Source organism: Saccharomonospora sp. NPDC046836, assembly GCF_040645195.1.
Lineage (GTDB): Bacteria > Actinomycetota > Actinomycetes > Mycobacteriales > Pseudonocardiaceae > Prauserella_A.
Genome location: NZ_JBEYXW010000022.1, coordinates 39,868 through 65,742, shown reverse-complemented (window position 1 = coordinate 65,742; position 25,875 = coordinate 39,868). Strand labels below are relative to the sequence as shown.

The 25,875-nt window shown below is 67.3% G+C and carries 33 protein-coding genes, 1 tRNA gene and 1 pseudogene; 28 read left to right on the top strand and 7 right to left on the bottom strand.

Features of this window, described 5'->3' with window-relative positions:
- Positions 1 to 752: 752 nt before the first annotated feature.
- The 3 genes and pseudogenes from ABZ863_RS23530 (at position 753) to ABZ863_RS23520 (ending at position 3,936) form a co-directional block, all read left to right on the top strand.
- Positions 753 to 1,929 (top strand): annotated as a pseudogene (locus ABZ863_RS23530) (IS3 family transposase).
- Positions 1,930 to 1,957: 28 nt separating this feature from the next.
- Positions 1,958 to 2,833: a site-specific integrase gene (locus tag ABZ863_RS23525; protein ID WP_358539276.1), complete on the top strand. Its 876-nt coding sequence runs from the start codon at positions 1,958 to 1,960 to the stop codon at positions 2,831 to 2,833.
- Positions 2,834 to 3,288: 455 nt separating this feature from the next.
- Positions 3,289 to 3,936, top strand: a complete 648-nt coding sequence (locus ABZ863_RS23520) for a hypothetical protein (protein ID WP_358539273.1) — start codon at positions 3,289 to 3,291, stop codon at positions 3,934 to 3,936.
- Between the two features lie 514 nt (positions 3,937 to 4,450).
- On the opposite strand, the gene ABZ863_RS23515 is transcribed toward ABZ863_RS23520, so the two are convergent.
- Both ABZ863_RS23515 and ABZ863_RS23510 read right to left on the bottom strand, forming a co-directional pair.
- On the bottom strand, positions 4,451 to 4,837 hold the full coding sequence (locus ABZ863_RS23515; protein WP_358539271.1) for an SCO5389 family protein: 387 nt from the start codon (positions 4,835 to 4,837) through the stop codon (positions 4,451 to 4,453).
- 131 nt (positions 4,838 to 4,968) lie between these two features.
- Entirely contained in the window at positions 4,969 to 5,736 is a 768-nt protein-coding gene (locus ABZ863_RS23510; protein ID WP_358539410.1) for a GntR family transcriptional regulator, read from the bottom strand.
- A gap of 124 nt (positions 5,737 to 5,860) precedes the next feature.
- On the opposite strand from ABZ863_RS23510, the gene ABZ863_RS23505 reads away from it, so the two are divergent.
- From ABZ863_RS23505 to ABZ863_RS23440, 14 genes are all read left to right on the top strand, one after another.
- Positions 5,861 to 6,244: a hypothetical protein gene (locus ABZ863_RS23505; RefSeq protein WP_358539268.1), complete on the top strand. Its 384-nt coding sequence runs from the start codon at positions 5,861 to 5,863 to the stop codon at positions 6,242 to 6,244.
- 582 nt (positions 6,245 to 6,826) lie between these two features.
- Positions 6,827 to 6,994 carry a hypothetical protein gene (locus ABZ863_RS23500; protein WP_358539265.1) on the top strand — a complete coding sequence of 56 codons (168 nt, stop codon included), beginning with the start codon at positions 6,827 to 6,829 and terminating at the stop codon, positions 6,992 to 6,994.
- A 4-nt stretch (positions 6,995 to 6,998) separates the two neighbouring features.
- Positions 6,999 to 7,169, top strand: a complete 171-nt coding sequence (locus ABZ863_RS23495; RefSeq protein ID WP_358539263.1) for a hypothetical protein — start codon at positions 6,999 to 7,001, stop codon at positions 7,167 to 7,169.
- 5 nt (positions 7,170 to 7,174) lie between these two features.
- On the top strand, positions 7,175 to 7,438 hold the full coding sequence (locus ABZ863_RS23490) for a hypothetical protein (protein WP_358539261.1): 264 nt from the start codon (positions 7,175 to 7,177) through the stop codon (positions 7,436 to 7,438).
- A gap of 4 nt (positions 7,439 to 7,442) precedes the next feature.
- Positions 7,443 to 7,625, top strand: coding sequence for a hypothetical protein (locus ABZ863_RS23485; protein ID WP_358539258.1), 183 nt, complete (start codon positions 7,443 to 7,445; stop codon positions 7,623 to 7,625).
- A gap of 97 nt (positions 7,626 to 7,722) precedes the next feature.
- The gene (locus ABZ863_RS23480; protein ID WP_358539255.1) at positions 7,723 to 9,090 is read left to right on the top strand and encodes an FtsK/SpoIIIE domain-containing protein; all 1,368 of its coding nucleotides are present in this window, start codon (positions 7,723 to 7,725) and stop codon (positions 9,088 to 9,090) included.
- A 21-nt stretch (positions 9,091 to 9,111) separates the two neighbouring features.
- Positions 9,112 to 9,495 (top strand): hypothetical protein, encoded by a 384-nt coding sequence (locus ABZ863_RS23475; protein ID WP_358539253.1) that lies wholly within the window; start codon positions 9,112 to 9,114, stop codon positions 9,493 to 9,495.
- Between the two features lie 38 nt (positions 9,496 to 9,533).
- Positions 9,534 to 9,764, top strand: a complete 231-nt coding sequence (locus ABZ863_RS23470) for a hypothetical protein (RefSeq protein WP_358539250.1) — start codon at positions 9,534 to 9,536, stop codon at positions 9,762 to 9,764.
- Entirely contained in the window at positions 9,761 to 10,174 is a 414-nt protein-coding gene (locus ABZ863_RS23465) for a hypothetical protein (protein ID WP_358539248.1), read from the top strand. The genes ABZ863_RS23470 and ABZ863_RS23465 overlap by 4 nt, the downstream gene beginning before the upstream one ends.
- Positions 10,175 to 10,202: 28 nt before the next feature.
- Positions 10,203 to 10,907: a DUF2637 domain-containing protein gene (locus tag ABZ863_RS23460; RefSeq protein WP_358539246.1), complete on the top strand. Its 705-nt coding sequence runs from the start codon at positions 10,203 to 10,205 to the stop codon at positions 10,905 to 10,907.
- Positions 10,908 to 10,938: 31 nt separating this feature from the next.
- Positions 10,939 to 11,154, top strand: a complete 216-nt coding sequence (locus ABZ863_RS23455) for a hypothetical protein (protein WP_358539244.1) — start codon at positions 10,939 to 10,941, stop codon at positions 11,152 to 11,154.
- Between the two features lie 103 nt (positions 11,155 to 11,257).
- Entirely contained in the window at positions 11,258 to 12,625 is a 1,368-nt protein-coding gene (locus ABZ863_RS23450) for a replication initiator (protein WP_358539242.1), read from the top strand.
- Positions 12,600 to 12,776 carry a helix-turn-helix domain-containing protein gene (locus ABZ863_RS23445; protein WP_358539240.1) on the top strand — a complete coding sequence of 59 codons (177 nt, stop codon included), beginning with the start codon at positions 12,600 to 12,602 and terminating at the stop codon, positions 12,774 to 12,776. The genes ABZ863_RS23450 and ABZ863_RS23445 overlap by 26 nt, the downstream gene beginning before the upstream one ends.
- The gene (locus ABZ863_RS23440; RefSeq protein WP_358539238.1) at positions 12,776 to 13,984 is read left to right on the top strand and encodes a tyrosine-type recombinase/integrase; all 1,209 of its coding nucleotides are present in this window, start codon (positions 12,776 to 12,778) and stop codon (positions 13,982 to 13,984) included. Before ABZ863_RS23445 ends, ABZ863_RS23440 begins: the two co-directional genes overlap by 1 nt.
- Positions 13,985 to 14,090: 106 nt before the next feature.
- Here the strand turns inward: ABZ863_RS23440 and ABZ863_RS23435 are convergent.
- Positions 14,091 to 14,167: transfer RNA gene (locus ABZ863_RS23435), tRNA-Pro, on the bottom strand.
- 138 nt (positions 14,168 to 14,305) lie between these two features.
- Between ABZ863_RS23435 and ABZ863_RS23430 the strand changes: the two genes are divergently transcribed.
- From ABZ863_RS23430 to crcB, 3 genes are read left to right on the top strand one after another with little or no spacing between them, the layout of a single operon-like run.
- Positions 14,306 to 14,737 carry a CrcB family protein gene (locus ABZ863_RS23430; RefSeq protein ID WP_358539236.1) on the top strand — a complete coding sequence of 144 codons (432 nt, stop codon included), beginning with the start codon at positions 14,306 to 14,308 and terminating at the stop codon, positions 14,735 to 14,737.
- On the top strand, positions 14,737 to 15,078 hold the full coding sequence (locus ABZ863_RS23425) for a DUF190 domain-containing protein (RefSeq protein WP_358539234.1): 342 nt from the start codon (positions 14,737 to 14,739) through the stop codon (positions 15,076 to 15,078). Before ABZ863_RS23430 ends, ABZ863_RS23425 begins: the two co-directional genes overlap by 1 nt.
- Positions 15,075 to 15,449: a fluoride efflux transporter CrcB gene (gene crcB, locus ABZ863_RS23420; protein WP_358539232.1), complete on the top strand. Its 375-nt coding sequence runs from the start codon at positions 15,075 to 15,077 to the stop codon at positions 15,447 to 15,449. Before ABZ863_RS23425 ends, crcB begins: the two co-directional genes overlap by 4 nt.
- Before the next feature lie 4 nt (positions 15,450 to 15,453).
- Here crcB and ABZ863_RS23415 read toward each other — a convergent pair whose 3' ends face one another.
- Both ABZ863_RS23415 and ABZ863_RS23410 read right to left on the bottom strand, forming a co-directional pair.
- Positions 15,454 to 16,407 (bottom strand): LLM class F420-dependent oxidoreductase, encoded by a 954-nt coding sequence (locus ABZ863_RS23415; protein WP_358539229.1) that lies wholly within the window; start codon positions 16,405 to 16,407, stop codon positions 15,454 to 15,456.
- Positions 16,404 to 18,524, bottom strand: a complete 2,121-nt coding sequence (locus tag ABZ863_RS23410; protein ID WP_358539407.1) for a prolyl oligopeptidase family serine peptidase — start codon at positions 18,522 to 18,524, stop codon at positions 16,404 to 16,406. Before ABZ863_RS23410 ends, ABZ863_RS23415 begins: the two co-directional genes overlap by 4 nt.
- Positions 18,525 to 18,639: 115 nt before the next feature.
- On the opposite strand from ABZ863_RS23410, the gene rocD reads away from it, so the two are divergent.
- Positions 18,640 to 19,869, top strand: coding sequence for an ornithine--oxo-acid transaminase (gene rocD / locus ABZ863_RS23405; RefSeq protein ID WP_358539227.1), 1,230 nt, complete (start codon positions 18,640 to 18,642; stop codon positions 19,867 to 19,869).
- 6 nt (positions 19,870 to 19,875) lie between these two features.
- On the opposite strand, the gene ABZ863_RS23400 is transcribed toward rocD, so the two are convergent.
- The gene (locus ABZ863_RS23400; RefSeq protein ID WP_358539225.1) at positions 19,876 to 21,507 is read right to left on the bottom strand and encodes an ATP-binding cassette domain-containing protein; all 1,632 of its coding nucleotides are present in this window, start codon (positions 21,505 to 21,507) and stop codon (positions 19,876 to 19,878) included.
- Between the two features lie 66 nt (positions 21,508 to 21,573).
- On the opposite strand from ABZ863_RS23400, the gene ABZ863_RS23395 reads away from it, so the two are divergent.
- Positions 21,574 to 22,212: a phosphatase PAP2 family protein gene (locus ABZ863_RS23395; protein ID WP_358539223.1), complete on the top strand. Its 639-nt coding sequence runs from the start codon at positions 21,574 to 21,576 to the stop codon at positions 22,210 to 22,212.
- Here ABZ863_RS23395 and zapE read toward each other — a convergent pair.
- On the bottom strand, positions 22,147 to 23,187 hold the full coding sequence (zapE, locus tag ABZ863_RS23390; RefSeq protein WP_358539221.1) for a cell division protein ZapE: 1,041 nt from the start codon (positions 23,185 to 23,187) through the stop codon (positions 22,147 to 22,149). The genes ABZ863_RS23395 and zapE overlap by 66 nt on opposite strands.
- A 54-nt stretch (positions 23,188 to 23,241) precedes the next feature.
- On the opposite strand from zapE, the gene ABZ863_RS23385 reads away from it, so the two are divergent.
- The 6 genes from ABZ863_RS23385 to ABZ863_RS23360 all read left to right on the top strand — a co-directional run bounded on the left by ABZ863_RS23385 (position 23,242) and on the right by ABZ863_RS23360 (position 25,860).
- Positions 23,242 to 24,015 (top strand): pyrimidine reductase family protein, encoded by a 774-nt coding sequence (locus ABZ863_RS23385; RefSeq protein ID WP_358539218.1) that lies wholly within the window; start codon positions 23,242 to 23,244, stop codon positions 24,013 to 24,015.
- A gap of 183 nt (positions 24,016 to 24,198) precedes the next feature.
- Positions 24,199 to 24,663, top strand: a complete 465-nt coding sequence (locus ABZ863_RS23380) for an Asp23/Gls24 family envelope stress response protein (RefSeq protein WP_358539216.1) — start codon at positions 24,199 to 24,201, stop codon at positions 24,661 to 24,663.
- 15 nt (positions 24,664 to 24,678) lie between these two features.
- Positions 24,679 to 25,014: a hypothetical protein gene (locus tag ABZ863_RS23375; protein ID WP_358539214.1), complete on the top strand. Its 336-nt coding sequence runs from the start codon at positions 24,679 to 24,681 to the stop codon at positions 25,012 to 25,014.
- Positions 25,011 to 25,277 (top strand): hypothetical protein, encoded by a 267-nt coding sequence (locus tag ABZ863_RS23370; RefSeq protein ID WP_358539212.1) that lies wholly within the window; start codon positions 25,011 to 25,013, stop codon positions 25,275 to 25,277. Before ABZ863_RS23375 ends, ABZ863_RS23370 begins: the two co-directional genes overlap by 4 nt.
- Positions 25,278 to 25,324: 47 nt before the next feature.
- The gene (locus ABZ863_RS23365) at positions 25,325 to 25,501 is read left to right on the top strand and encodes a hypothetical protein (protein WP_358539210.1); all 177 of its coding nucleotides are present in this window, start codon (positions 25,325 to 25,327) and stop codon (positions 25,499 to 25,501) included.
- Positions 25,498 to 25,860 carry an Asp23/Gls24 family envelope stress response protein gene (locus tag ABZ863_RS23360; RefSeq protein WP_358539208.1) on the top strand — a complete coding sequence of 121 codons (363 nt, stop codon included), beginning with the start codon at positions 25,498 to 25,500 and terminating at the stop codon, positions 25,858 to 25,860. The genes ABZ863_RS23365 and ABZ863_RS23360 overlap by 4 nt, the downstream gene beginning before the upstream one ends.
- Positions 25,861 to 25,875: the final 15 nt, after the last annotated feature.

Below are 25,875 nucleotides of genomic sequence, written 5' to 3'. Positions count from 1 at the left end.
AACCGTCCAGCTATTTAGTCATACTAAATACTGTCACTACCGCTGCAAAATACTATATTGCCGCGCTCGTTCGTGAGCCTCGTAAAAACGATCCATCCACGCTGAGCAGGGCTAACAAGAGCGTTCACGCCCTCACGGCGAGACGCGCCATATGCCGCCCGCTTCACGACTCGCTGCTGCCTATCCTTCACGGTGACACGGAGAAGTAGCGTCTTCACGCTACTTCTCCCCACGATGTTTCGAACAGCCGCCCCTGTAGCCCAGATTCGGATTGTGTTCGCGTTGATACGACGCCATTGCAGGCCATTACAGTACTTTGGAGCCGCCGCCTCGGCCACGTGAGGTTGAGCAGTAGATGAGACTCCCCGCTGACTAGCCACAGCTGTGACTGGGAAGCCCAGCAATCCGATCAGCAACGCAATTGCAATATTCAGACGGATTCTTGAACGCACAAAACCTCCCCAAGTTTTGTACCTTCGTACACGCGGAAACCTACCGAGGAAAGCAGGAAAATCAGGCCAGCAAGACTTTCTAATTTCCCGCCCCATGATGCCGAAACCGACGCATCGGACGTTACCGACGTAAACATAATGGTCAACCGATCCCCGAGAAAACAACACGATCGAAGGACGACTTCCGTCTTAACGTTCGACCCTGATCCTCGCAGTCAGGCAGTGATGTTGACCCCGTTCGGCGGACACGGAAGTGAGGAAAAGTAGGGTCCGGCGATCTTGTGAAGGAGATCGTCTGACGTGCTGAAGCCCTATCCGCCGGAGTTCCGGCGACGTGCCCTTGGTCTGCTCGAGGCCGGCCGCTCAGTGCGCGATGTCGCCGCGTCACTGGGCATCGCAGAGTCCTGTCTGCACCACTGGAAACGCCAGGGCCTTATTGACCGTGGGCTGAAGCAGCCCAGCCGGGACGCGATCGAGTCGGATGCGTTGGCTGAGGCTCGCGCGCGGATCGCTGAGCTGGAGACCGAAGTCAAGATCCTTCGCAAGGCAGCGGCCGCAGTGGAGAAGGTGGTGCCCCCAAAAGCCCGGTTCGTCCTCGTCGCTGAGCTCGCCGCTGAGGGCGTGCCGGTCAAGCAGGCCTGCCTGTCCCTGGGCGTCTCCCGAGCGGGCTTCTACGAAGCGCGTAGCCGCTCACCCTCGGCGCGGACGATCCGGCAGGCCTGGCTGACCGGCCAGATCACGACTATCCATGAGGCGTCCCGGCAGACCTACGGGGCAGCGAGGGTCCGCGCCGAACTCGTCCTCGGTCACGGTGTGAGAGTGTCTCGCAAGAGGCGTCGCCGCCTTGATGCGGCGCGCAGGTCTGGCCGGGCTTCCGTTGCGGTGAAAGGCGAAACGGGTCCCCTCGGCAAAGACGGTCACCGACCTGGTCAAGCGCGACTTCCACCGCGACGGACCGAATCAGCTCTGGGTGACCGACATTACCGAGCACCCCACACGGGAAGGCAAGCTCTACTGCTGCGTCGTCCTCGACGCCTACTCCCGCCGGGTCGGCTGGGCCATCGATTCCCGCCAACGAGCCGACCTGGCCACCTCCGCGCTCGGAATGGCCATCGACTCGCGCGGCATCGCCGGACAGATCCCGGGCGGGATCATCCACGGCGATCACGGCACCCAATTCACCTCGTGGACCATCACCGAACGCGCCCGCACAGCAGGCCTGCTGCCCTCGCTGGGCAGCATCGGCGACCCCTACGACAACGCCGTCATCGAGTCCTTCTGGGGGCGCATGCAAACCGAGCTACTCGACCGCCAACGCTGGCGCACCCGCGCCGAATTGGCCAACGCGATCTTCGAGTACATCGAAGCCTTCCACAACCCGCGACGCCGCCACCCCGCACTGGACCGGATGAGCCCCGAACAGTTCGAAACCATCGACCACCCATCGGAGCCGATCTCCTCACCGACGAGTCCGTGAAACGGGGTCAACATCAAACCACGTCAACGTGCGCTGGGGCGAGCTGGCGCTGAACAAGATCGCTCGCGAGGACATTGACCTTTGGGTTGCCAAGCTACTTAAGTCCAAAAAGGATCGTGGTGCCGAGTTGGGGCCGTCGCAAGCGAGGCATGCGTACCGGGTGCTCGCGATGGTGCTGGAATGGTGCACGCCCTCACGCATCCCGGTCAACCCAGCTCGCGGCGTGAAGCTTCCGGTGCGCCCGGACGCCGAGCACGTGTATCTCACCTATGAACAGGTCGAACGGCTGGCGGACGCGGCGGCAAAGCTCCGCACGAAGTACGACCGGCCAACTGCGGGCGCGGCCATTAACAAACCGCTGATTCTCGTCCTGGCCTACACCGGGCTACGGTGGGGCGAGGCAGCGGCGCTGCGCGTCGGCAGGGTGGACCTGCGCAAGCGGCGCATCCGGGTCGCCTCCACCTTTTACGAGATCAACGGCGTACAGCATGAGGGCCTGCCCAAGACCGGCAAGCGACGCACCGTCTCGTTCCCTGCCTCGCTCGTCCCGGTCCTCCGTCCCTTCGTTGATGGCCGGGAGGAGGGCGAACTCCTGTTCACAACCGCGCGCGGGCAGTCGCTTCGGAGCCACAACTGGCGCACCCGCGAGTTCGTCCCGGCAATCGCGGGTGCCAAGCTCAAGGTCGATGGGCTGACCCCGCACAAGCTCCGGCACACGGCGGCGTCACTGGCCATCTCGGCCGGGGCAGACGTGAAGGTCGTTCAGCAGATGCTCGGACACGCCGACGCGGCCATGACCCTCAACATCTACGGACACCTGTTCCCCGACCGGCTCGACGAAGTCGCCGACGTGCTCGACCTCCGCCGGGCCAAGGCGCTGCGGGAGCTGGAGGCGGCAGCCTAAACGATCTCAGCCCCGGAGCGAGTGACATAAATGTGTCATGCTCCGGGGCTGAGTGCGTCCAGACAAAGAATAAGAGGCCGTCTACCTGCATAGACGGCCTCTCGCCGGTCGGGCTGACAGGATTTGAACCTGCGACCCCTTGACCTTATTCGGGTACCCCGTGACCTGTGCGACGCGGCGACATCGTGGTCCTGGCCTCGACGAATGACCTCATCGGTTGTTGTCATCTGTGGTGTCGTGTCGGTCGCATGTTGGTTGAATGTTGGCTCCCACTGGGCCACTCGCACCTGCAACGCCGAGCTGTTCCCCACGCGACAGATCACGCATGGTCTACTCGACCTCTTGCACCAACGCGGCGGGAAGGTCTGACGCGCGCACGCGATGCGACATGAACGCGGCAAGCCGCGACCGGCGGCACCTTCTCAGATCATCCTTGGAAGTGGAGGATGCAACCCATGGCGGAGAACGAACGCGCGGCCAACGACGGATACACCAGCCAGAGTTCAGGGATCGCGTATCACCGGGTTGACGAGCAGTTGGATAATGGTCGACACCTTACCTTTTATGTGACTATTCCTGAACGAATGACTGTTGTTGAAATGCCAACTGTGCGAGTAAATCGGAAGGGTGGCGCCACATCGGCGGATCTAAAGTTTAGGCGAGAGCTATTCGAAATCGTTGGGTCCATTACGGTTGCTGGCGGGCAAATCGAAGCTGCACTAAAAAGAATCCTGTTGCTTTTAAAGGGTGCGGATACAGTGTTTTCCTTGGCTGACTACCAATGGTCGGAGCTGCACAAGCGTGTACTGGCGGCATGTGGAAGTGATGATCCGCGAGGGGTAGAGGCTAGAAAAGTGTTGGAGTGGGCCGAGAGTAAGGATCTTAGGGAGCGCCGGCATACGGCGGTTCATGGGGCTTGGTGGATCTTCGATGATTGCGGCGCGCGCGTTAGTCGCTGGCCACGCAACGAAGGCGGGCACATAATAGTGTCCGAGCTTGAGGACTGGAAACGGCTTTCTGACGATCTTTGGGAATTTTGTGAGATGCTAGACGCTGTAGTTGCTGAAGATTGGCCCAAAGCCGTTTTGTCGGGCTGTGACTAATACCGGGGTGATATCCGCTTAACTGCATCTTCTGCGTACGAAGGGGCTTGGTGGTCATCCCGTCGCCTGATGGCGTCTCGATCACGCCGCGTTGGGGCCGCGACCTCTGCTCGCCAACTGTCGGCCGAACTTGCCAGGCTCGCGGTCCCGGCGCGGTGTGATAGCCATCAGTCAGGCGACGGGATGACCACCAAGCGCCCACCCTGCCAACCGCAGCGTGGCCACGGTCCCCGGCCATCCCGGAGCCTGCCCGTCCGGCGAGGACGTGTTCTTTCCTCTGTTCACCGCTCCCCTGCTCCCCCGGCCTGCCTCGGCTCCGGCCGATGCGCGGGGACCGGCGCCAGCCGCACGCCCCGCGCAGGCTCGGCCGGAGCAGAAGAGCTGCAGGCCAGCGGCCCCGCAGGGGCCGCCTTGAACAAGTAAAGAAACTCTGAACACAGGGTCCGTACAGCGAGAAACGCCCGCGTTCCGGCAGGCGGTCCGGATCACGGGCGTTGCTCAAAGAAGTATCGGGCTAGCAGTTCAGGAGTTCCGGCTTTTGGTTGAGAATCTGCGCACGGGTGGACGTGAAGTCCTCATACTCGGCGACGGCGTCAGAGTTGAAGATGCCTACCTTGCAGCAGTTTTGGAAGGCGATGCGAACGTCATAGTGCTGCTCGACGGCCTTGCGCATGGCGTCGCTCGCGACGAGTCGGAAAAGCTGACCCCACGCCTCGTCAGTCGGCGGGACATCCTCGTTGATCGCAAACCGATCGCCATTCGCGCGGAGCTTCTCGGCCGTGCCGCTGACGACGGACCACGCGTACGGCAGCGAACTTTCGATGCAGCGAAGGAAGTCCGCGTCGTTGATCTTCCCCGCGTGGGCCTGTTCGAGCAGTGCAGGCGAGACGGTGAGGGACACCTTGTTCTCCTTGCTAGTTGAAGATGGTTGTCATCACCATTCTTGTCACAGGGGGGCGTCGGGGGGAAGTGAGACAACCCGACTAGCTGAGTCACGATCACAGCCGTCACCGTGAGCGACCACGGCGAGCGTCACTCTGCGGAGAGTGGTGCAACCTTGGTGCTGTACTCAAGCTTGTACTGGTTGGCAGCGAGCAGGATGTCTGCGGTCTCGATGGGTTGGTCTCCGCAGAACGACGTCCGCACGATCACGACGACCGGCGTACCAGGCCGAAGTTGAAGCCGTTCAATCTCGGACGGGCGAGGCATCCTCGCATGTAGGCGCTCTCGCACCTCGGTCGGCCTTAGATCGATCGAGGTGAACCGGTCCACAATGCCCGCCCCCATGAGCGGACCCTCTTCCGGCTTCTCAATCGGCGTGCCGCGCGTGATGAACAGAGGTTCATACGACGTCGTCAGCATCATGGGTTCGTCGTTGGCGTAGGACACGTACTCCGTGCGCATGACCTCGTCGCCCAACCCAATCTTGAGCCGGTGGGCAACCTCCAGCCCTGCTCGATCGGGCCTCGTCTCATGGCTATAGCGCGGCACACGGCTCGTTGCGATGGCCTCGTCCGCGAACGGGGCACCTGGCTCTGACTTGTAGTGCTGGGCTGCTCGCCTGATCAGCGGGTCGTACAGGCGCACAGTCGCACGCCCGCCCTGCTGACGGTCGATCAGCCCCTCGGACTCAAGGAGATCGAGCGCGTGACGGACGACGATGCGTGACGCGCCGAAGGTCTCGGACAGCTCGCTCTGCGTCGGCAGCCGGTCTCCCGGCGAGAGCGTTCGCGCGAGGATCTGATCTCGGATCGCACCGGCCATTCGCTCGTACATGTGCTCTGACGTGGCCTCTTCCATGATCAACAACTTTCTTTCAATCTTGGTATGCCAACTTCTTGCATCTTCTGCCGATGCGGGTTAAAGTTGGCATACCAACTTGGTTGGCATACCAACTCTAGCAGTCAAGCAGGAGGACAACGACATGAAGGACATCCCGTTCGTGAGCTCGGGTTACCGGTTCATGGTCACGGAGGCTCCGACGATGAAGATGCGCGAGAACAAGACCGGGGAGCTGGTGCCTGCGGCTGATCGCCAGACGGGGCAGGTGCCGTTTGTGGTGATGTTGTTCGCGAAGCCGCGCCCGGTTGTGGGGCAGCGTCCGGGTAAGGGTGAAGAGATCAAGGTGACGGTGGCGCACGAGCCGGGTGAGGAGATCGAGGAGGGCTCCTATGTGGAGCTGGTGAACCCGGTGTTGAACACGTGGCAGACCACCAATGACGAGGGCCGGATCACCGGCTCGGGGCTGTGGTTCAAGGCGGAGGCGGTGAAGCCTGCCGGGCAGGGCGGTTTGTCCTCGGCCGCGTAGTCCGGCTGCCTGACCGGTGGGTGACCGGTCGCGGGTTCCCCCGCCTCCCGCGAATCAACACCCTGGGGCGCTGCCTCTTCGCGTTTCCCCCGGCGCGGGTTAGCTGCCCGTTCGAGTCGGGCCAGCGCACCTTCTTGTGTTCATTGACAAATACAGAGTGGGCCGATCCATGCCAAAAACCGCGCCATAATCGCGCCATTTGTGGTGGCGCGCGTTGATTTCCGGGCTCATTATCCCGGGGGTCTTTGGGTTTTACCACAAACAGTTTCGAGTGGAAGGAGTGGTGAATGGTGGGCGAGTTGATCGAGTTGTCGGGTGGGTTGTCGTCGTATGACCCGGCCGGGCCGAAACGGGGCGTGTGATGGCTGATCACGTGTGCTCAGCGAATTTCTGGCTCTCGCCGACTCGGATTGCGACGTGCACTGTGTGCGGCGCGCAGTGGCAAATGTAGGGAGGAAAAATAATGTCGTACGTGTTTTTGCTGGTGCTGTTGGGTTGTTTGACGGTGGCGATGCCGTGGGCTGGTGTGCTCGCGATCTCGCTGGGTTTGGGCGGTATCGCCTGGACGAACAGGAGGCAGGGATGAGCGGGCGCCCGGTGCAGGTAGCCCGGTTGGTTCGCCGGTGGGCGGCGCTGCTGGAACGAGACCGGCAGGACGCTTTGACCGAATCAACGAGTGATCTGGCGTGGCAGGCGGGGTTCTGCGAGGGCCTGCGCCACGCCCAGCACGTCATCAGGAACGGGAGCTGACGGGATGCGGGAGATTCAGGCGATTATCGCAGCCGCCAACGCCGAGTATCGGCGGTTCGTGGCCTCCAACCCGGACCGGGAAACCCGCACGGCCGTGAGTAATGCAGTGAAGTTTCTGACCGCTGATCTGACCTCGGCTGCCGCGCTGGTGGCCTCGACACAGAACAGGAACTGAATCACATGCAGATATCGGCGGTGAACCGGCGTGCGCAGCAGAACTACGCCACGTTCGTGGCGGCGCTGGACCTGGTGGCGGAGCAGTTCGACGAGATCGACAAGCTGATCGACCGTGTGGATGACAGGAAGGCGGCGGGTGGTTTCACTATCGCCACCAAGGACGAGTTGCAGGGGCTGCGGCGCAAGGCGTTCGACGAGTTGGACCGGATGCGCACGGCGGCGAAGAAGTACGAGGCGGAATTGGTGTCGCGGGACTGGAGGCTCTGAAACCATGTCGCATCAACTCGACCGGGTCATCGACGACGTGGACGCCGCGCTGCGGCAGCTCAAACGCTCCCTGCGGGGCATCCCGATCCGGCGGGAGGGGTTCAAGGCGCACCACGACAAGGCCGCGCGCGCGATGGCCACCCTGACCACGGAGCTGACCGACGCACGGTCAACCATCACAGACTGACCGCACAACTCATCGCACGATTACACGCGCGACCGGCCCCGCACCCGAGATCTGGGTGGTGGGGCCGGTTTCGTTCTACCGGAAGGACTTCAACGTCATGAACACCCCACAGTCGAAGCGGCGCACCGGCCGCGAGGTCAAGGCCGCCGTGTGGACCGCCCGTCACCCCGGCGCGATCCTGACCCCCGGCGCGGCCGTGACGGCCGGTCTCGAATTGGGCTGGGCCACCACGGGCGGCATCCTCGGCGGGACGGCGGCTGGGTTGTGTGGCTGGTACCGGGCGCACCCGGACACCTTCGACGCCTACGCCGCGCCGAGGATGCGGGCCTGGCGGCGCCGCTGGTCGGTCTACCTCGGGCCCCGCTGGCACGCCGCCTTACGGGCGTGTGATCTGTACACGGTGCACCGCAAGACCGGTGAGGAGCGTTTCCCCCGCATCATCAAGGTGCGGTCCTACTCGCCCACGGTGGACACCTTGTGGCTCAAGATCCCGGCGGGGCAGCACGTCCGCCAGTTCGAGGCCCGGCTCCCGGAGTTGACGGAGGCGTTGCGGGTGGAACGGATCGCGGTGGAGCGGGTCAGGCCCGGTGTGGTGGGTCTGGTGATCGAGCGGTCGGAGCCGTTCACCGAGACCATCGAGGCCCCCGACATGCCGCAGGAGGCCGACGCCGTGGACCTCAACGGCGTGTACGTCGGCGAGACCGAGTACGGCAGCGATTGGCGGCTGCCGGTGAAGGGCAAGCATCTGTTCATCGCGGGTGCGACCGGGGCGGGCAAGAACTCCATCGTCATGTCGCAGTTGCGGGCGCTCGCCCCGCTGATCCGCGATGGGCTGGTGCGGTTGTGGCTGTGTGACCCCAAGCAGATGGAGTTCACCAAGCTCGCCGGAATCGCGCACCGCTACGAGACCGAGGAAGGCAAGTGCTCCGATCTGGTCGATGAGTTCGTGGAGAATCTGCGGGCGGTGCAGCGTTCCTTTGCCGAGACCGGGAAGCGTAAGATCACCGTCTCGCGGGAGACGCCGTTGAACCTGCTCATCCTGGATGAGATCGGGGCTCTGCTGGCCTACGGCGACGGGGCGATTTCCCGGAATCTGCGTAAGCAGCTCGCGATCGTCGGCTCGCAGGGCCGCGCGACCGGGCACACGATGACGGCGCTGGTGCAGGAACCCACCAAGGACACCGTCCCCATCCGGGAGCTGTTCACCACCCGCATCTGCCTGCGGGTCACCTCGGCCGCGCACGTGGACATGGTCCTCGGTGAAAACGCCCGCCTGCGCGGGGCGATCGCGGATGAGATCCCCAACAGTGAGGACACCGCCGGTATCGGCTACGTCATCCGGGAACGCTCCCGCGTCCCCCAACGAGTCCGGGCCGCCTACGTCGACGACACCGAGATCGACCAGCTCGTCACCTTTGTCCACACTAGACGGTTGGGTGGCGGGCGACTGACGGCTGTGGCCTGATCACGTAAGGAGTTTTGGTCGATGACTGTTGATGTCCGTTGGCCTGCCCTGTTGGCGGTGCCGCACTACCAGGTTATGCGATGGCATCCGGTAGCCGAGGACGGCTGGCCCGAGTCCGGCACGCTGCACGCCGATCGCCGCCAGGCCGATTGGGAAATCCAGCTAGCCAGGGATGCCATCGCCCGTACCGGCACGAATCCCGACTACTACACCTTCGACATCGTCGTTCACGATCCCGTATTCCTGCCCCGCTGCGGGCAATGCGCCGACCTGCCCGATGACCGGTACCAGGTATTCGCGTACTGGGACGAACTCTGTGACGGCATCCGCGACGTTCCCGGCTGGCAGGCCACTAGTGAACAGGTTGTGTTCTGCCCGCGCCATCTCCCGAGCGACGGGTGGTGACCGGTGACCCCACGATGCCTGATGAGAAAGGAACCTTCATGTTGACCCTGGCTTTCCTGTGGACCTGGACGAAAACCACACTGGTCACGGTGCTCGCCGTCGTGATCGAACACGCGATCTTGACCAGCTTTTGGGCGTTCACCCCGGTCGCAACGATCACGGTGCTGGTCTACCTGGTGCTGTGTGTCGGGCTGTTCCGGGAGTGGCGCACCCAGGCCACCGGCCACCACCACCAGGTCACCGATATCCGGCGGGAGCGTGCGCGATGAGCCGCCGCGACCGTGACCAGCTCGACCTGTTCGGTAGCACGCCCCCGGCCCCGGCGGTGCAGCCCGCGCGGCAGTGCCCACCCACACGCGGCCGCAACACCCGCAAACCCCCAGCCAACCCACTGGTCGCCAAGGACGTGCTCGCCGAAGTCCAACACGGCCGGTTCGGGATGCTCGACAACACCGACCGCGTGATGGTCTTCGAAGACGACGACCGTGTCCGGGTGGCTCTCGACGAAGACCTCGTCCACCACCTGCTAGCCAACGGCTACATCGAACGCAGCCCCGCCCGGGATGCGGTGAGCTGCCGCCACGGCGCCGTGCGCAAACCCGTGCTGCCGCTACGGCTAGCCAAACGGGGCCGGGCGATGCTCAACCGCTGGACCGCCCTGCACGGCGACCCCGCCTAACGAAAGGAGCACCCGCATCATGTCCACCATGGACAGTCCAGCCCGGGCTACTCGCCTGGTGGACATCACCCGTATCACCGTCGCGGTGATCCTCGGCGGTATCGGCGCCGCCGCCGGGTTCACCCACACCCACGAATGGGCCACCCACCACGGCCAACAAGGCTGGCTCGCCTGGGCCACCGCCGTGGTGATCGAGGGCATGGTCGTGATGGCCGGATTCGAGGTCCAACGCGACCACCGCGCCGGAACTACGAGCATGGTGAGCTTCCCCATGGCCGTGCTCGTGGCCGGGTTCGGCGTCCAGATGGCCGCCCAAGTAGCCCTCGCCGAACCCAGCCCCGCCGGATGGCTCGTCGCCGCCATGCCCGCCCTCGGCTTCCTCATCGTGGTCAAACTCCTCATGCGCCGCACACCCACCACCAAACAGCCCGCACCCACCACACCCGTCCCGGCCGCACCTGCCCCAGCACCTGTGCCGGCAAAAACCCACCCCGTCCCGGCCGCGCCCACCGACCCCGTCCCGGCACCCGTGGCGGCTCCGGCAACGTCCCCGCGGCTGAAGCTCCCGCCAGAGCTGACCGCCCGGCTCGACACCCTCATCGGCGAGGCCACACAGGACGGACGGCAGCTCACCGTGCAGGACATTCGCCGCGCGGTCCGGGTCCCCGAGGACATGGCCCGCCGCATCCTCGACCAATACGCCCCCCGCAACGGGCACTCCATCACTCCGTAACCACGAAAGGCCCCTGATGAAGATCCGTCTAATGGGGACGGAAACCGAGATCGCCGCCACCATTGCCGCGATCACACCCGTTCTCGACATCCAGGAAATCAGCGACTTCTACCTGAATCGTGGCGCCACCATCCTCGGCAGGGTCTACGTCACCGTTGCCCCACCGGCCGCTGCGCGCACGATCCACGCGGACGCCGAACGCGTAGACAACACTCGAACTCTGCGCGGTCGTAAGGAAATCCGCTAGCACCATCATCCACAAAGGACAAACGCCCACATCCCGGGGCACGGCCACCAACACCACGGCCGTGCCCCGGACTTTTGCGCCCGGCCAACCGAAAGGCTCCGACATGCTGACGTTGGAACAACGCCTCACCGACCGCGTCCAAGCCCGCGACTACGCCGACTGGCGCGCCAAAGTACACGCCGTCAACGGCTGCGCCCGCCCCATCCGCCTCGGCGGCGCACACCAACTCCAAGACGCCGCCACCGGACGCGTGCTGCACCACCACGGCGGGGACATCTTCGCCCCCTGCGGCAACCGCCGCGCCACAGTCTGCCCCGCCTGCGCCGACCGCTACGCCGCCGACGCCTTCCACCTCATCCGCGCCGGGCTCTGCGGCGGCACCAAAGGCGTCCCCACCACCGTCACCGACCGGCCCCGCGCCTTCCTTACCCTCACCGCCCCCTCCTTCGGCCCAGTCCACCACGCCCGCACCACCCCACGAGGCAAACGCATCCCCTGCGGCTGCGGCGAACACCACCACGACGCCGACCCCCGCATCGGCTCGCCGCTGGACCCCGAGACCTACGACTATCAAGCCTCGGTGCTGTGGCAGGCCCACGCCGGGGTGCTGTGGCAGCGCTTCACCATGCGCCTACGCCGGGAAATCGCCAAACGCGCCGGAATCCGCGTCCGCGAATTCCCAGACCACGCCCGCCTGTCCTACGGCAAGGTCGCCGAATACCAGCGGCGGGGCCTGGTCCACTTCCACGCCGTCATCCGCCTCGACGGACCCGACGGCGCCACCACCCCACCACCCCCCTGGGCACATGCCGACCTGCTCACCGACGCCATCCACGCCGCCACCAGAGCCATCCAGCTCACCGTGCCCCGCCCCGACGGCGAAGCCCTCGAACTGTCCTGGGGCAGCCAAGTCGACATCCGCACCATCCAACCCGCCAACACAGACGACTTCGAAGACCAGACAGGGCAGATCAGCGAACCCCGCCTGGCCGCCTACATCGCCAAATACGCCACCAAAGGCACCGGCAAAACCGAGGCCGCCGACCGGCCCATCCGCTCCCAACTCGACATCGACCTCCTCAAAGTCACCCCCCACCACAAGCGGATGATCCAAACCGCGTGGGACCTCGGCGACCTGCCCCTATACGAGGACCTGAACCTGCGGCGGTGGGCGCACATGCTCGCCTTCCGAGGCCACTTCCTCACCAAATCCCGCGCCTACTCCACCACCTTCAAAACCATCCGAGACGACCGCCGCGCCTACCGGCTCGCCGAAACCCTCGACCGCCTCGGCCTCACCGACCACGCCAACACCGTGCTCGTAGTCAACGAGTGGACCTTCGACGGCGCCGGATACCGCGACGACGCCGAACGCGAACTCGCCGCCGCCATCGCCACCCGCATCCAAGACGACCGCAAAACCAAATACGACAAGGAATACCACCGTGAACAACAAACTACTCACCATTGACGACCTCGCCCACTACCTCGGCATCCCCAAAAACACCCTCTACCAATGGCGCACCAAAGGCTACGGACCCACCGGCCGCCGCATCGGCAAACACATCCGCTACCGCACCGAAGACGTCAACACCTGGATCGACCAACAAGGAACCGTCTGATGGCACGAGCGTGGATCTACGACCGGACGAAGAAGGCGAAGTATCGCGAGGCGGTGGACAGGGCCAAGAGCAAGGGTCGGAAGTCTCCCGCGCGCTGGGAGGTCATGTACTACGACCACACTGGCAAACTTCGATCGGAAGCCATCGCGAACAAGACTCGCGCAGAGGACAGGCGTACCGAGCTGGAAGCATCGCTCGCGGCAGGGAGCTATGTCGACCCAGCCCGTGCCAAGGTGCCGTTCACGGAAATGGCTGAGAAGTGGCTGGAAACCCGGCACGACCTCAAACAGTCGACCTGGTGGAAGTACCGGGGCCTACTCGACAACCACGTCAACGTGCGCTGGGGCGAGCTGGCGCTGAACAAGATCGCTCGCGAGGACATCGACCTTTGGGTTGCCAAGCTACTTAAGTCCAAAAAGGATCGTGGTGCCGAGTTGGGGCCGTCGCAAGCGAGGCATGCGTACCGGGTGCTCGCGATGGTGCTGGAATGGTGCACGCCCTCACGCATCCCGGTCAACCCAGCTCGCGGCGTGAAGCTGCCAGTGCGCCCGGACGCCGAACATGTGTATCTCACCTACGAGCAGGTCGAACGGCTCGCGGACGCGGCGGCAAAGCTCCGCACGAAGTACGACCGGCCAACTGCGGGCGCGGCCATCAACAAACCACTGATTCTCGTCCTGACCTACACCGGGCTACGGTGGGGCGAGGCAGCGGCGCTGCGCGTCGGCAGGGTGGACCTGCGCAAGCGGCGCATCCGGGTCGCCTCCACCTTTTACGAGATCAACGGCGTACAGCACGAGGGCCTGCCCAAGACCGGCAAGCGACGCACCGTCTCGTTCCCGGCCTCGCTCGTCCCGGTCCTCCGTCCCTTCGTCGATGGCCGGGAGGAGGGCGAACTCCTCTTCACAACCGCGCGCGGGCAGTCGCTTCGGAGCCACAACTGGCGCACCCGCGAGTTCGTCCCGGCAATCACGGCGGCCAAGCTCAAGGTCGACGGGCTGACCCCGCACAAGCTCCGCCACACGGCGGCCTCGCTGGCCATCTCGGCCGGGGCAGACGTAAAGGTCGTTCAACAGATGCTCGGACACGCCGACGCGGCCATGACCCTCAACATCTACGGCCACCTGTTCCCCGACCGGCTCGACGAAGTCGCCGACGTGCTCGACCTCCGCAGGACCAAAGCCCTGCGGGACCTGAAAGCGGCGTAGACGATCTCCACCCCGGGACGTGTTGGACAAATGTTGGCTGCCCCGGGGCTGTGATCGTTCCGGAAAGCGACTGAGGGGCCGTCTACCTGCGTAAACGGCCCCTCATTGGTCGGGCTGACAGGATTTGAACCTGCGACCCCTTGACCCCCAGTCAAGTGCGCTACCAAACTGCGCCACAGCCCGGCCATCACCCTCCGTGGAACGTGATGACGCAAAGCCTACCCTGCCCCTCACGCGAGACTACAAGCAGGTGCGGTGTTCACGTCGCGGCAGGTCAGGGGCCAGGCGCCCGAGGGGATCCGGATCGGCAATCATGGTGGGATGGCACGCAGGCCTCACTGGGACGTGCTGCTCGTTATCGCGGCGGGTGGCGCGCTCGGCAGCCTCGCCCGGTACGGGATGGGCGTGGCGCTCCCGCACCCGCCCGGCGGGTTCGCCGTGTCCACATTGTTGACGAACGTGCTGGGCTGCCTGCTGATCGGCGTGCTGATGGTGGTGATCACCGAGACGGCACAACCACACCGACTATTACGGCCGTTCCTTGGCATCGGGTTACTCGGCGGGTTCACCACGTTCTCCACCTACGTGCTCGACACCGTGGACGCCGCCCAGCACGACCGGCCCTGGACCGCGCTGGGGTACGCGGTCGGCTCGGTATTCGCCTCACTCGCCGCGGTCCTGGTGGGCATGCTCACCACCCGGCGGTTGCTGCACCGCAGGCCTACTCGGCAGAAACAGGCAGGAGGCGTGTGATGCGACTGTTCCGCCGCGCACTGCGACTCACCGTGTACCTCGGCGAGGACGACACCTGGCACCACCAGCCCCTGTACCACGAGGTCGTGCGCAGGGCGCGGGACGCTGGCCTCGCCGGCGCCTCCGTCCTGCGCGGTATCGAGGGCTACGGCGCGAGCTCGCTGATCCACACCACCAGGCTCCTCTCGCTGTCGGAGGATCTCCCGGTCGCCGTCGTGATCGTCGACGAGGAGGAGCGGGTACGGGCTTTCCTGCCGCAGCTCGACGAGCTGATCGTCGAGGGCCTGGTGACCCTCGACGAGGTCGAGGTGATCCGCTACGTGGGCCGGCCGACACCGTGACGGTACTGCTGGTGATGCTCGGCGGAGCCGCCGGCGCCGTGCTGCGCTACGTCATCGACCGGCGGGTACAGCGCAGTCACGACTCCGTCTTCCCCTGGGGCACGCTGACCGTGAACATCACCGGATCGGCGCTGCTCGGCCTCCTCACCAGCTGGGCGCTGGCCGGTGGCGAACCCGACGCCGTCCGGGCCCTCCTCGCCACCGGGCTCTGCGGCTCGCTCACCACGTTCTCCACGTTCGGCTACGAGACCGTCCGGCTGCTGACCGACGGCGCCCGCGGCTACGCGATGGCCAACGTCGTGGTCACCGTGCTCGCCGGCTTCGGCGCGGCCGGCGCCGGCCTGGTGCTGGGCACCGCGATCTGGCATTAGCGCCCTACTGCGGCGCGAGGGCCTTCACCTGCTCGACCGGGTCACCACCGGTCGGCAGCAGCGAGATCACCGGGGTGGTGAGCCCGTTGTCCACATAGGAACGGATGCGCTCCCGGCAGGCGGCGGGGCTGCCATGCACGATCAGGTCGTCGACGACCTCGTCCGGAATGACGGCGTTGGCCTGCTTACGGTCACCGGCCGCCCACGCCTCGTGCATTGGCGCGAGCACCTCACCGCGTCCGAGCCAGTCGTGGAACGCCCGGTACACCGGCACGGTGAGGTAGCTGCTGATCAGCAGGCGCCCGAGATGACGTGCCGCTGCGGCATCCTCGGTGGGGCAGACGAAAATCCGCGCGACCAGCTCGAGATCGGGACCGATCTCGGCACGCACGCGCGGCACGTCGGTGGGCGCTAGCCAGTTCGTGATCGCACCGTCGGCCTCCCTGGCCGCGAGCCGCAGCATGCCGGGCCGCAGCGCCGCGAGCATGATCTGCGGCGCCGGTTCCGGCGGCCGCTCCAGCCGGAACCGCCGCACCGCGAACGTCGGATACTCGGCACTCACCTTCTCCCCCGCCAGCGCCGAGCGCAGGAAGCGCAGCGTGTCCCTGGTGCGCCCGAAGGGTTCGGTGAACTCGGCCGCATTCCAGTCCTGCACGATCACCGGCGACGAGGCGCCGATTCCCAGCACGAACCGGCCGGGAGCGCATTCGGCGAGCGTCGCCGCGCTCATCGCCAGCAGCCCCGGGCCACGCGTGTAGACGGGTGCGATGGCCGTGCCGAGCCGCAACCGCGGTGCCCACTGCGATGCCAGCAGCAGCGGGGAGAACGCGTCGATGCCCGCGGTCTCGGCCGACCACGCGTCGGTGTAGCCGAGATCGGGCAACTGCTCCACGATCTCCCGGTGCGCAGGCAGCGGAATTCCGGTGAGCGGGATCGTGAGGCCCCATCGGTCACTCATCGCACTACCCCCAGTTCCCGCTTGATCCACGCCACCTGCGTCAGCATCAGGTTCTCCGCGACCTCCTCAGCCTGCGGCGAGATATGCGTCGCCCCGGCCAGCGGCAGGAAGGTATGCGGCCTGCCAGCCGCGAGTAGCGCCGAGGACAGCCGCAACGCGTGAGCCACGAACACGTTGTCGTCGGCGAGACCGTGCACAATGAGCAGCGCCCTACGCAGGCTCGGCGCATCGGCGATGAGCGAGTTGCGCTCGTAGCTCTCCGGCTCGTCCTGCGGGCGGCCGAGGTAGCGCTCGGTGTAGTGCGTGTCGTACAGGGACCAGTCGGTCACGGGCGCCCCGGCCACTGCAGCGTGGAACACGTCCGGCCTGCGCAACACCGCCAGCGCGGCGAGATAGCCGCCGTAGGACCAGCCGCGGATGGCCACCTTGTCCAGGTCGAGGTCCGGGTACTCGGCAGCCACCGCGTGCAGGGCGTCAACCTGGTCGGCGAGAGTGATCTCGGCGAGCCTGCCCGCGATCTCCTTCTCCCACACCGGCCCCCGGCCCGGTGTGCCCCGGCCATCGGTGACCAGCACTGCGAACCCCTGGTCCGCCAGCCACTGCGAGGTGAGGAAGGCGTTTCGGCTCTGCAGGACGCGCTGGGCGTGCGGCCCGCCGTACGGGTCGAGCAGCACCGGAAGCTTGCCACTGCCCGGCAGGTGTCCGGTGGGCAGCAACAGCGCGGCGCGCAGGCCCCGCTCCCCCACCGTCAGCCACATCGGGTTCGGTTCGATGCCGGGGTCCACTGTGTACGATGCGATCTTCGCGACTGGATGCCCGTCGCGCAGCACCGAGACCTCGGGTCCACTGTGGGCCAGGCTCCACGACGACAACACGGCGACCACGGCCGTGCCCGAACCGATGTGCACGCCATCCATAGTAGACAGACGCTGGACGGAGCCCGGAACGGTGCGGTAGACGTGGATCTGCGTAGAGTCTACATCGGACGCGCTGAAGAGCACCTCGTCACCGACATCCAGAACCGAGCGCACCTGCAGGCCGGGTTCGGTCACAGGTTCGCCGTCGACCAGCAACCGGTAGCCGCCGTCGGCCGCACTGACGTGCACGAGCCTGCCGTCGGCAGTCCAGGCGGGAACGCCGGCCACGATCTCCACCCAGTCGGGGTCGCTTTCGGTGTGCACGAGCGTGGTCGAGCCGTCCTGGGGGTCGACCGAGTACACCTCCAGCCGCCGCTGATCGCGGGACTGCACCGTGATCAGCGGCGGACCGCCCGCGGACCAGTGTGCCGAAACGAGGTACTCCCAGTCGCCGGGCTCGACGTCGACACGGCTGCCATCGAGGCCCACAAAGGACAGTGAAACGTCCACATTGGTCGTACCGGCGGCCGGGTAGGCAACGGTGTTGACAGGCGCCTCCGGCTGGGCCGGATCGGCGATGTTCCAGCGCGGCACCGCCGAACGGTCCGTGCGCTCCACCAGCAGGCTCCGACCGTCCGGCGCCCACCAGTAACCCCGGACGCGGCCCATTTCCTCAGCCGCGATGAACTCCGCGAGCCCCCACGCGATGTCCTCACCCGGCTCCCCGACGACCACCCGGTCGGCGCCGGAGCCGAGCTCGACGACATGCAGCTGCCGCTGCCCGACATAGGCGACCCGGGTTCCGGTCGGGTCCGGACGCGGGTCCACCACCGCACCGTCCACCAGCAGCGTGGTCGCACCGGTACGCAGGTCCGTGGTGTAGAGCTTGCCGGACAACGGGAACGCGACGACGGTGAAGGCGTCGTCGACCGCGTACCCGACGACCCCACCCGCGGTCTCGCGAGCGCGTTCCCGGCGAGCCCGCTCCTCCGGGGGCAGGTCTTCCTCACCGGGCAGCAACTCGGCCGCGTCGACGACCTTCGACTCGCTGCCCGAGCGCAGGTCGAGCTGCCAGAGGCTGTTGCGGCGATCGAAGCCGGACTCCGCACGCAGGTACAGCAGCCGGGAGCCGTCCGGGGAGACCCGGAACTCCTTCGGAGCGCCGAGGGTGAACCGCTGGGTACGCGCCTGCTTGCGCAGGAAGGAGAGATCGTCTGTCACGAGGCCCCACTCTGGCAGACCGGAGCCGCCCAGCGCCATCGAGCAGCCCGCGCAATGAACCAGCGCTAGCCCCGGGTAGATGCGCAACGAAGAGCCGGTGATGACCATCGATTCCGGCTGATATTGCCGCATCGGTTGGTTCTAACCTGAACACATGACGACGTTCGCCGACACCACCGCCAGCACGGCTGCCGACTTCATCGCACTCGACGAGCGCTGGACCACCCGCAACTACCACCCGCTGCCAGTGGTCATCGCCGAGGCCGACGGCGCGTGGGTCACCGGCGTGGACGGTGCGCGCTACCTCGACTTCCTGTCCGGCTACTCGGCGCTGAACTTCGGGCACCGCCATCCGGCACTGGTGGCCGCCGCCATCGAGCAGCTGGGCAGGGTGACCCTGACTTCGCGGGCGTTCCACCACGACCAGCTCGGCCGTTTCTGCCGGGAGCTCGCCGAGCTGACGGGGACCGACCTGGTGCTGCCGATGAACTCCGGCGCCGAGGCGGTGGAGTCGGCGATCAAAGTCGCCCGCAAGTGGGCCTACCGGATCAAGGGCATCCCGGACGGCATGGGTGAGATCGTGGTCGCGGCGTCGAACTTCCACGGGCGGACAACCACGATCGTCTCGTTCTCCACCGACGAGACCGCCCGCGCGGACTTCGGCCCGTTCACACCGGGCTTCGTCGTCGTGCCCTACGGCGACGCCGACGCGCTGGCCACCGCCATCACCGACCGGACGGCCGCCGTGTTGTTGGAGCCGATCCAGGGTGAGGCGGGGGTGATCGTGCCACCCGCCGGCTACTTCGCCGAGGCACGCAGGCTGTGCGACGAGGCGGGAGCGCTGCTGATCGCCGACGAGATCCAGTCCGGACTCGCCCGCACCGGGCGGGTGCTCGCGCTGGACCACGAGGGCGTGCGGGCGGATCTGTACACGCTGGGCAAGGCACTCGGCGGCGGCATCGTCCCGGTGTCGGCCGTAGCCGGGCGCGGCGATGTGCTCGGCGTGCTGCGGCCAGGTGAGCACGGGTCGACCTTCGGCGGCAACCCGCTGGCCTGCGCGGTCGGCCGCGCCGTGATCAGCCTGCTCGCCACCGGGGAGTACCAGCAGCGCGCGACCGAACTGGGCGCGCACCTGCACACGCGGCTCGGTGAACTGGTCGGCAACGGCGTCGACGAGGTTCGCGGCCGGGGCCTGTGGGCCGGTGTGGACATCGCCGCCGAGGGCCCGGGCGGCCGCGAGGCCTCCGAAGCGCTGCTGACCCGCGGGGTGCTGTGCAAGGAGACGCACGGCAGGACGTTACGCATCGCTCCCCCGCTGGTGATCACCGAGCAGGAGCTCGACCGGGGCATCGACGCGATCGCCGAGGTCGTCGGTCCTTTGTAGACACCCCTACCGGCCGAGATCGGCGCGTGCGGTCCGGGCGGTCTCGGCGCCGCCAGGGCCGGGCACCTCCGTGACGGTGCCGTCATCGGCGAAGAGCAGGTAACGGTCGAACGAGTCGGCGAACCACCGGTCGTGGGTGACGGCCACGACCGTGCCGGTGTAGTCCTCCAGCGCCCGCTGCAGCGCCTCGGCCGAGACGAGGTCGAGGTTGTCCGTCGGCTCGTCGAGCAGCAGCAGCGTCGCCCCGGAAAGCTCGAGCAGCAGCACCTGGAAGCGAGCCTGCTGGCCACCCGAGAGGGTCTCGAAGCGCTGCTCGGCCGACCGGGCCAGCCCGTAGCGGCTCAGCGCCGCGGTCGCGGTGCCACGGTCCAGCCCGGCTCGCCCGTCGTCCCCGCGGTGCAGCAGGTCCAGCAGCGTGCGGCCCTGCCACTCCGGGTGCTCGTGCGTCTGCGCGAACAACCCCGGCACCACGCGGGCGCCGAGCCGCCACCGGCCGGTGTAGCGCACCTCGGCACCAGCCAGCAACCTCAGGAAATGGCTCTTGCCGGTGCCGTTGGGTCCCAGCACGCACACCCGGTCGCCGAAGAACACCTCGAGGTCGAACGGCGCCATGAGCCCGGTCAGCTCCAGCGCCTCACAGGTGATCGCCCGCACCCCGGTCCGCCCGCCACGCAGGCGCGGCTTCACCTCCTGCTTCCTCGGCGGCAGCGGCGGTGCGCCCTCCTCGACGAACTTGCGCAGCCGGGTCTGCGCCGCCTTGTACCTGTTCGCCATGACGTCGCTCATCGTCGCGGCCCGCTGCAGCGCGCGCACCAGCTCTTTGAGCTGCTCATGCTTCTCGTCCCAACGACGGCGCAGCTCCGCCATCCGCTCGACGCGAGCTTCCCGCGCGGCGTGCCAGCCGCTGAACCCGCCGCCGTGCACCCACGCCGTGCCGCCTTCGACGGTGACGATGTGCGTGGCGGCCTGTGCCAGCAGCTCGCGGTCGTGACTGACGAGCAGCACCGCCTTGCCGGTGTCCCGCAGCCGCTCCTCCAGCCAGCGCTTGCCGGGGATGTCGAGGTAGTTGTCCGGCTCGTCGAGCAGCAGCACCTGCTCCGCGCCGCGCAACAACGCCTCCAGCACGAGCCGCTTCTGTTCCCCGCCGGAGAGCGTGCGCACCTCCCGGAACCGCGCGCGGTCGAAGGGGGTTCCGAGTGCGGCGACGGTGACGGTGTCCCACAGCACCTCGGCCTGGTAACCACCCGCCTCACCCCACGCCGCGAGCGCACCGGCGTAGCGCAGCTGGGTCGCCTCGTCATCGGTGTCCATGAGTGCGAGCTCGGCCTCGTCGAGCTCGCACGCGGCCGCCCGCAGCGCGGCAGGAGCCGCGGCCAGCAGCAGGTCGCGCACTGTGCGCTCGTCCCGGACCGAACCGATGAACTGCGGCATCACGGCCAGCCCGCCCTGCACGCTCGCGCCCCCAGCCGCGGGAGTGAGCTCGCCCGCGAGGATCCGCAGCAGCGTCGTCTTGCCAGCGCCATTGTCCCCGACCAGTGCGGTGACCTCACCGGCGTTCACCCGGAACGACACGTCACGGAACAGGTCGCGGCCACTATCCAGCCGGTACGCCACACCGCTCGCCTCGAGGAAACCCACCCGCCGGATGATGCTGCAGGACGCATACCTTCGCGACCGATTTTCCGCGGCAGGGAGCATGGACGCGTGTCGCCGCGTAACGCACTGCCGCTCGCCGCCCTGTGCCTACTGCTGGCCATCGTGCCGGGGTTGCTGTTCGCCGGTGAGCGCACGCCCACCGCTCTGGACCGTGCGGCCGCCAACGCGGTCGAGGCACTTTCCGGCGGTGACCGGGGCCTGCTGACCGTGCAGGTACTGCCGAGTGAGCCGGCGGTGGTGGTGTCGGCGATCGCCGTGATCGTGCTCGTCGCGCTCGTCCGGCGCCGCTGGGACGCCGCCGCGCTCGCGGCAGCGGCGCCCGCGCTCGCGGTCACCGTGAACACCTGGGTCCTCAAACCACTGTTCCGCCGGTACTACGACGACCATCTGGCCTATCCGAGCGGGCACACGGTCGGCCTCGTCTCGGTGCTCACGGTGCTGACCCTGCTCAGCAGACCCGGCGCCGTCCGACTGACGGTCGCCGGGGTGAGTGCCGTGCTGACTCTGCTCGCCGGCGCGGGCATGATCGGGTTGAACTACCACTACGGCACCGACATCGCGGGCGGTGCCGCGTACGCGATCGCGCTGACCGCCGCGGTCGCCGCCGTGGTGGGGCGCCTGCTACCGCGGGACGGGTTCGGCGACCGCGTCCCTGGCCAGCGCGGTGAGCCTGCTGACGGCGCGTAGGTACTTCTTGCGGTAACCGCCTGCGAGCATCTCCTCGGTGAAGAGCTCACCGAGCGAGGCACCCGATACCAGCACCGGGATCGCACGGTCGTACAGCCGGTCGGCGAAGGCCACCAGGCGCAGGGCGATCGCCTGGTCGGCGGCGGGCCGCACACCGCGCAGGTGCACGGCTGGCACGCCGTCGACGAGCCGTCCGTAGCGCGAGGGGTGCAGCCGGGCGAGGTGCTCGCACAGCGCGTCGAAGTCGTCGAGTGTCGCGCCGGGCAAGGCCGACGCCGAGGCCAGCAGCTCCTCCTCGCTCAGCGGCCGGGGTGGCTCGGGCAGCCCGCGGTGCCGGTAGTCGGGACCGTCGACGCGCACCACACCGAACTTCGCCGAGAGCGCCTGGATCTCCCGCAGGAAGTCGTCGGCGGCGAAGCGGCCCTCACCGAGCTTGTCCGGCAGGGTGTTGGAGGTGGCCGCGACGAACACGCCTGCCTCGGTCAGCTCCCGCAGCAACCGGTTCACCAGCATCGTGTCGCCAGGGTCGTCGAGCTCGAACTCGTCGATGGTGAGCAGCCGGTGAGCCGACAGCCTGCGCACGGCCTCGGCGAAGCCGAGTGCGCCGACGACGTGGGTCAGCTCGACGAACGTCCCGTAGGACTTCGGACCGGGCACCTCGTGCCAGATCGAGGCCAGCAGGTGCGTCTTGCCGACCCCGAAACCGCCGTCGAGGTACAGCCCCGGCCGTCCCGGAGCGGTGGCCTTCCTGCCGAACAGCCCGCGCCAGCCGGAGCGGCTGCGGCCCTCATCGGCGCGGATGCGCTCGGCGAACGCCGAGCACGCCACGACGGCCTCGGCCTGGCTGGGCTCGTCGGGGTTGGGCACGTAGGTGGAGAAGCGGACGCCGTCGAACCGTGGCGGCGGCACCAGCGTGGTGATCAGCTCGTCCGGACTGATCTCCGGCTGGCGTGCGGTCAGCTGCTCGGCAGACATGGCGCTCAGGTTAACCCGCGTCCTGATGGCCAGGACCGTCCTCGTCGTGTTGGGATGAACACTGTGCACTGCCTGTGGCCTCTACCACCCGACACCGCCTCGCGCGACCCGTTGACGGACGCCGACCTCGAGCGGATCTACGCCTATCCCGACGATCTCGAGCGGCCGTGGGTACAGGTCAACTTCGTCTGCTCCGCCGACGGTGCCGTCAGCGTCGACGGCCGCTCCGAGGGCCTGTCCCACCCCGCGGACAAGCGGATCTTCGCGCTGGGCCGCGACCTCGCCGATGTCGTGCTGGTGGGCGCCACGACCGTGCGAACGGAGAAGTACCGCGGTGTCAAACGGCACGAACTGCGCGTCGAGCGCAGGCGCAGGCTGGGGCTGAGCGACGTGCCCCCGATCGCGGTGGTGTCCGGGCGCTGCACGATCACGCCCGACGACCTGATCGTCACCGACACCGCGGTGCCCCCGATCGTGCTCACCACCGAGGACGCCCCCGCCACCCGCAGGGACGCGCTCACGGCGGCGGGTGCCGACGTCATCGTGGTGGGCGAGCGCTCCGTCGACCTCCCCGCCGCGCTCGGCGTGCTGCACACCCGGGGGCTGCGCCGGATCAACTGCGAGGGGGGCCCGCACCTGTTCGGCACGCTCATCGCGGAGGACCTGGTCGATCAGCTCTGCCTCACCGTCGCGCCGCTGCTGGCGGGTGCCGGCGCGGACCGGATCGCGACCGGACCAACGAACATGGTGCCGCAGCGGATGCGACTGGCGTCGATGCTGCACGAAGACGGGTTCCTGATGATGCGCTACCGCCGCGAGGCCGGCTGACCTGTTGCAGGTGGCTCACGACGGCGGCAGGCTTGTGATGACAGTGGAGGCCGGGGCCGATAACGCCGATCTTCACCGCTCACGCTTTCGAGGGACTTCCCGAAAGGTTGCGCGCCGAAACGACATCGTAAGGGATGTCAGCAATTCGTTTTCCCCTTACGGCGTTGGGAAAGGAGCACTCTCATGGCGCAGGAAAGCACGACCCAGGCCGAGAAGTCGCCCACCTCTCGAACCGGCTCCGCGGCGGCACCCAACGTGGAAGGGTCGGCGGGCAAGACCACCATCGCGTCGTCGGTCGTACAGAAGGTCGCCGGTATCGCCGCACGCGAGGTGTCCGGTGTGTTCGCGCTCGGCGGCGGGGTCTCCAGGGCCTTCGGCGCGATCCGCGAGCGCATTCCCGGCTCCGGAACGGTGACCACCTCCGGTGTCTCCGTTGAGGTCGGTGAGAAGCAGGCGGCGGTCGACCTCGACCTCGTCGTGGAGTACGGCGCACGGATCGTCGACGTCGCGAAGGCCGTGCGGCGCAACGTGATCTCGACGGTCGAGCAGATCACCGGGCTCGAGGTGATCGAGGTGAACATCGCCGTCAACGACATCCATGTGCCCGAGGAGGACGGCGAAGAGGAACCGGTATCGCGGGTGGAGTGACGGCCGGTGTCACCGATGACGACCGAACAGCTCGCCGACGCGATCGCCACGGAGGTCAGCACGCACCCGTCGGTGGTGCGGTTGGACGGCGGCGCGCTGGGCACGCTGGCGACGTACCTGCCGCGCCGCAAGATCGTCGGCGTGCGTGTGACGGAGCCAGACGAGCCGATCGACATCGGGGTGGTGCTGCGGCTCGGACGGCGGCTGCCGGAGGTCACCGGGGAGCTGCGCGAGCGGGTGCGGGCTATCGCCGGGAATGTGCCGGTGAACGTCACGGTCACCGACGTGGTTCCAGCATCGACTGTGGACACTGTGGACGCTGTGGACGCCAAGCCCGGGGCGCCGCGATGACGGTGGATCCGGCCGGCGACGCGCAGCGGCGAGCCGCGTTCCGCGCGTTCGTCCGCGAGCACCATCCGGACGTCGGCGGCGACCCGGAGATCTTCGCCGCGGGGCTGGCGCACTTCCGGGACGGGACCGGCGCCGCGCCGGCCCGCCGGGACCGGTTCGACGCACCAGTGGTGTTCGTGACCAGTGCCACCGGTCCCGCCGGGGCCGCGCGCTGGGTGCGGCAGTGGTGGCGCAGGCGGCGGAGGCCACCCCGCGTGCGGTGACCCGTCCGGTTTGCCAGACAACGCCAAGACAACGAGGAGTCCTTTCCATGAACGCAACCCAGACCGGCCTGCTCGCCGGTCTCGTACTCGGCCTCGCTGCTTCGCAGAGCTTCATCACTTTTCTGGTCACGCTCGCCGTGGGCGTCATCGGCCTCGTCGTGGGCCGGGCGCTGGACGGCCGCCTCGACCTGTCCGATGTGTTCGGGCGCGGGCGGGACCGGTGAACACCACCAGGGAGATCGAGCCCGCCGAGCGGGGCACGCTGCAGATCGCCCACCTCGTCGTGCGCAAGGTCGCCGAGTACGCCGCCGGACGGGTGGTGGGAACGGCGTCGGTCGAGCGCAGGGTCGCGGGGCTGGGCGTCGGGCGCCGCGGCGCGAGCGCGCGGGTGGCCGGCTCCGGCAACGACGTCGATCTCCGGCTGGATCTCGCACTGCACTATCCGGCACCGGTGCGTGAGGTCGTCGAGCAGGTCCGGACCACGGTGACCGCCGAGGTGGAGCACCTCACCTCCTACCGCATCCGGGCACTCGACGTCACCGTGTCGGCTCTGGTGGCGCCGACCCGCCCGCGGGTGCACTGAGCGAGCGGGAGGGGT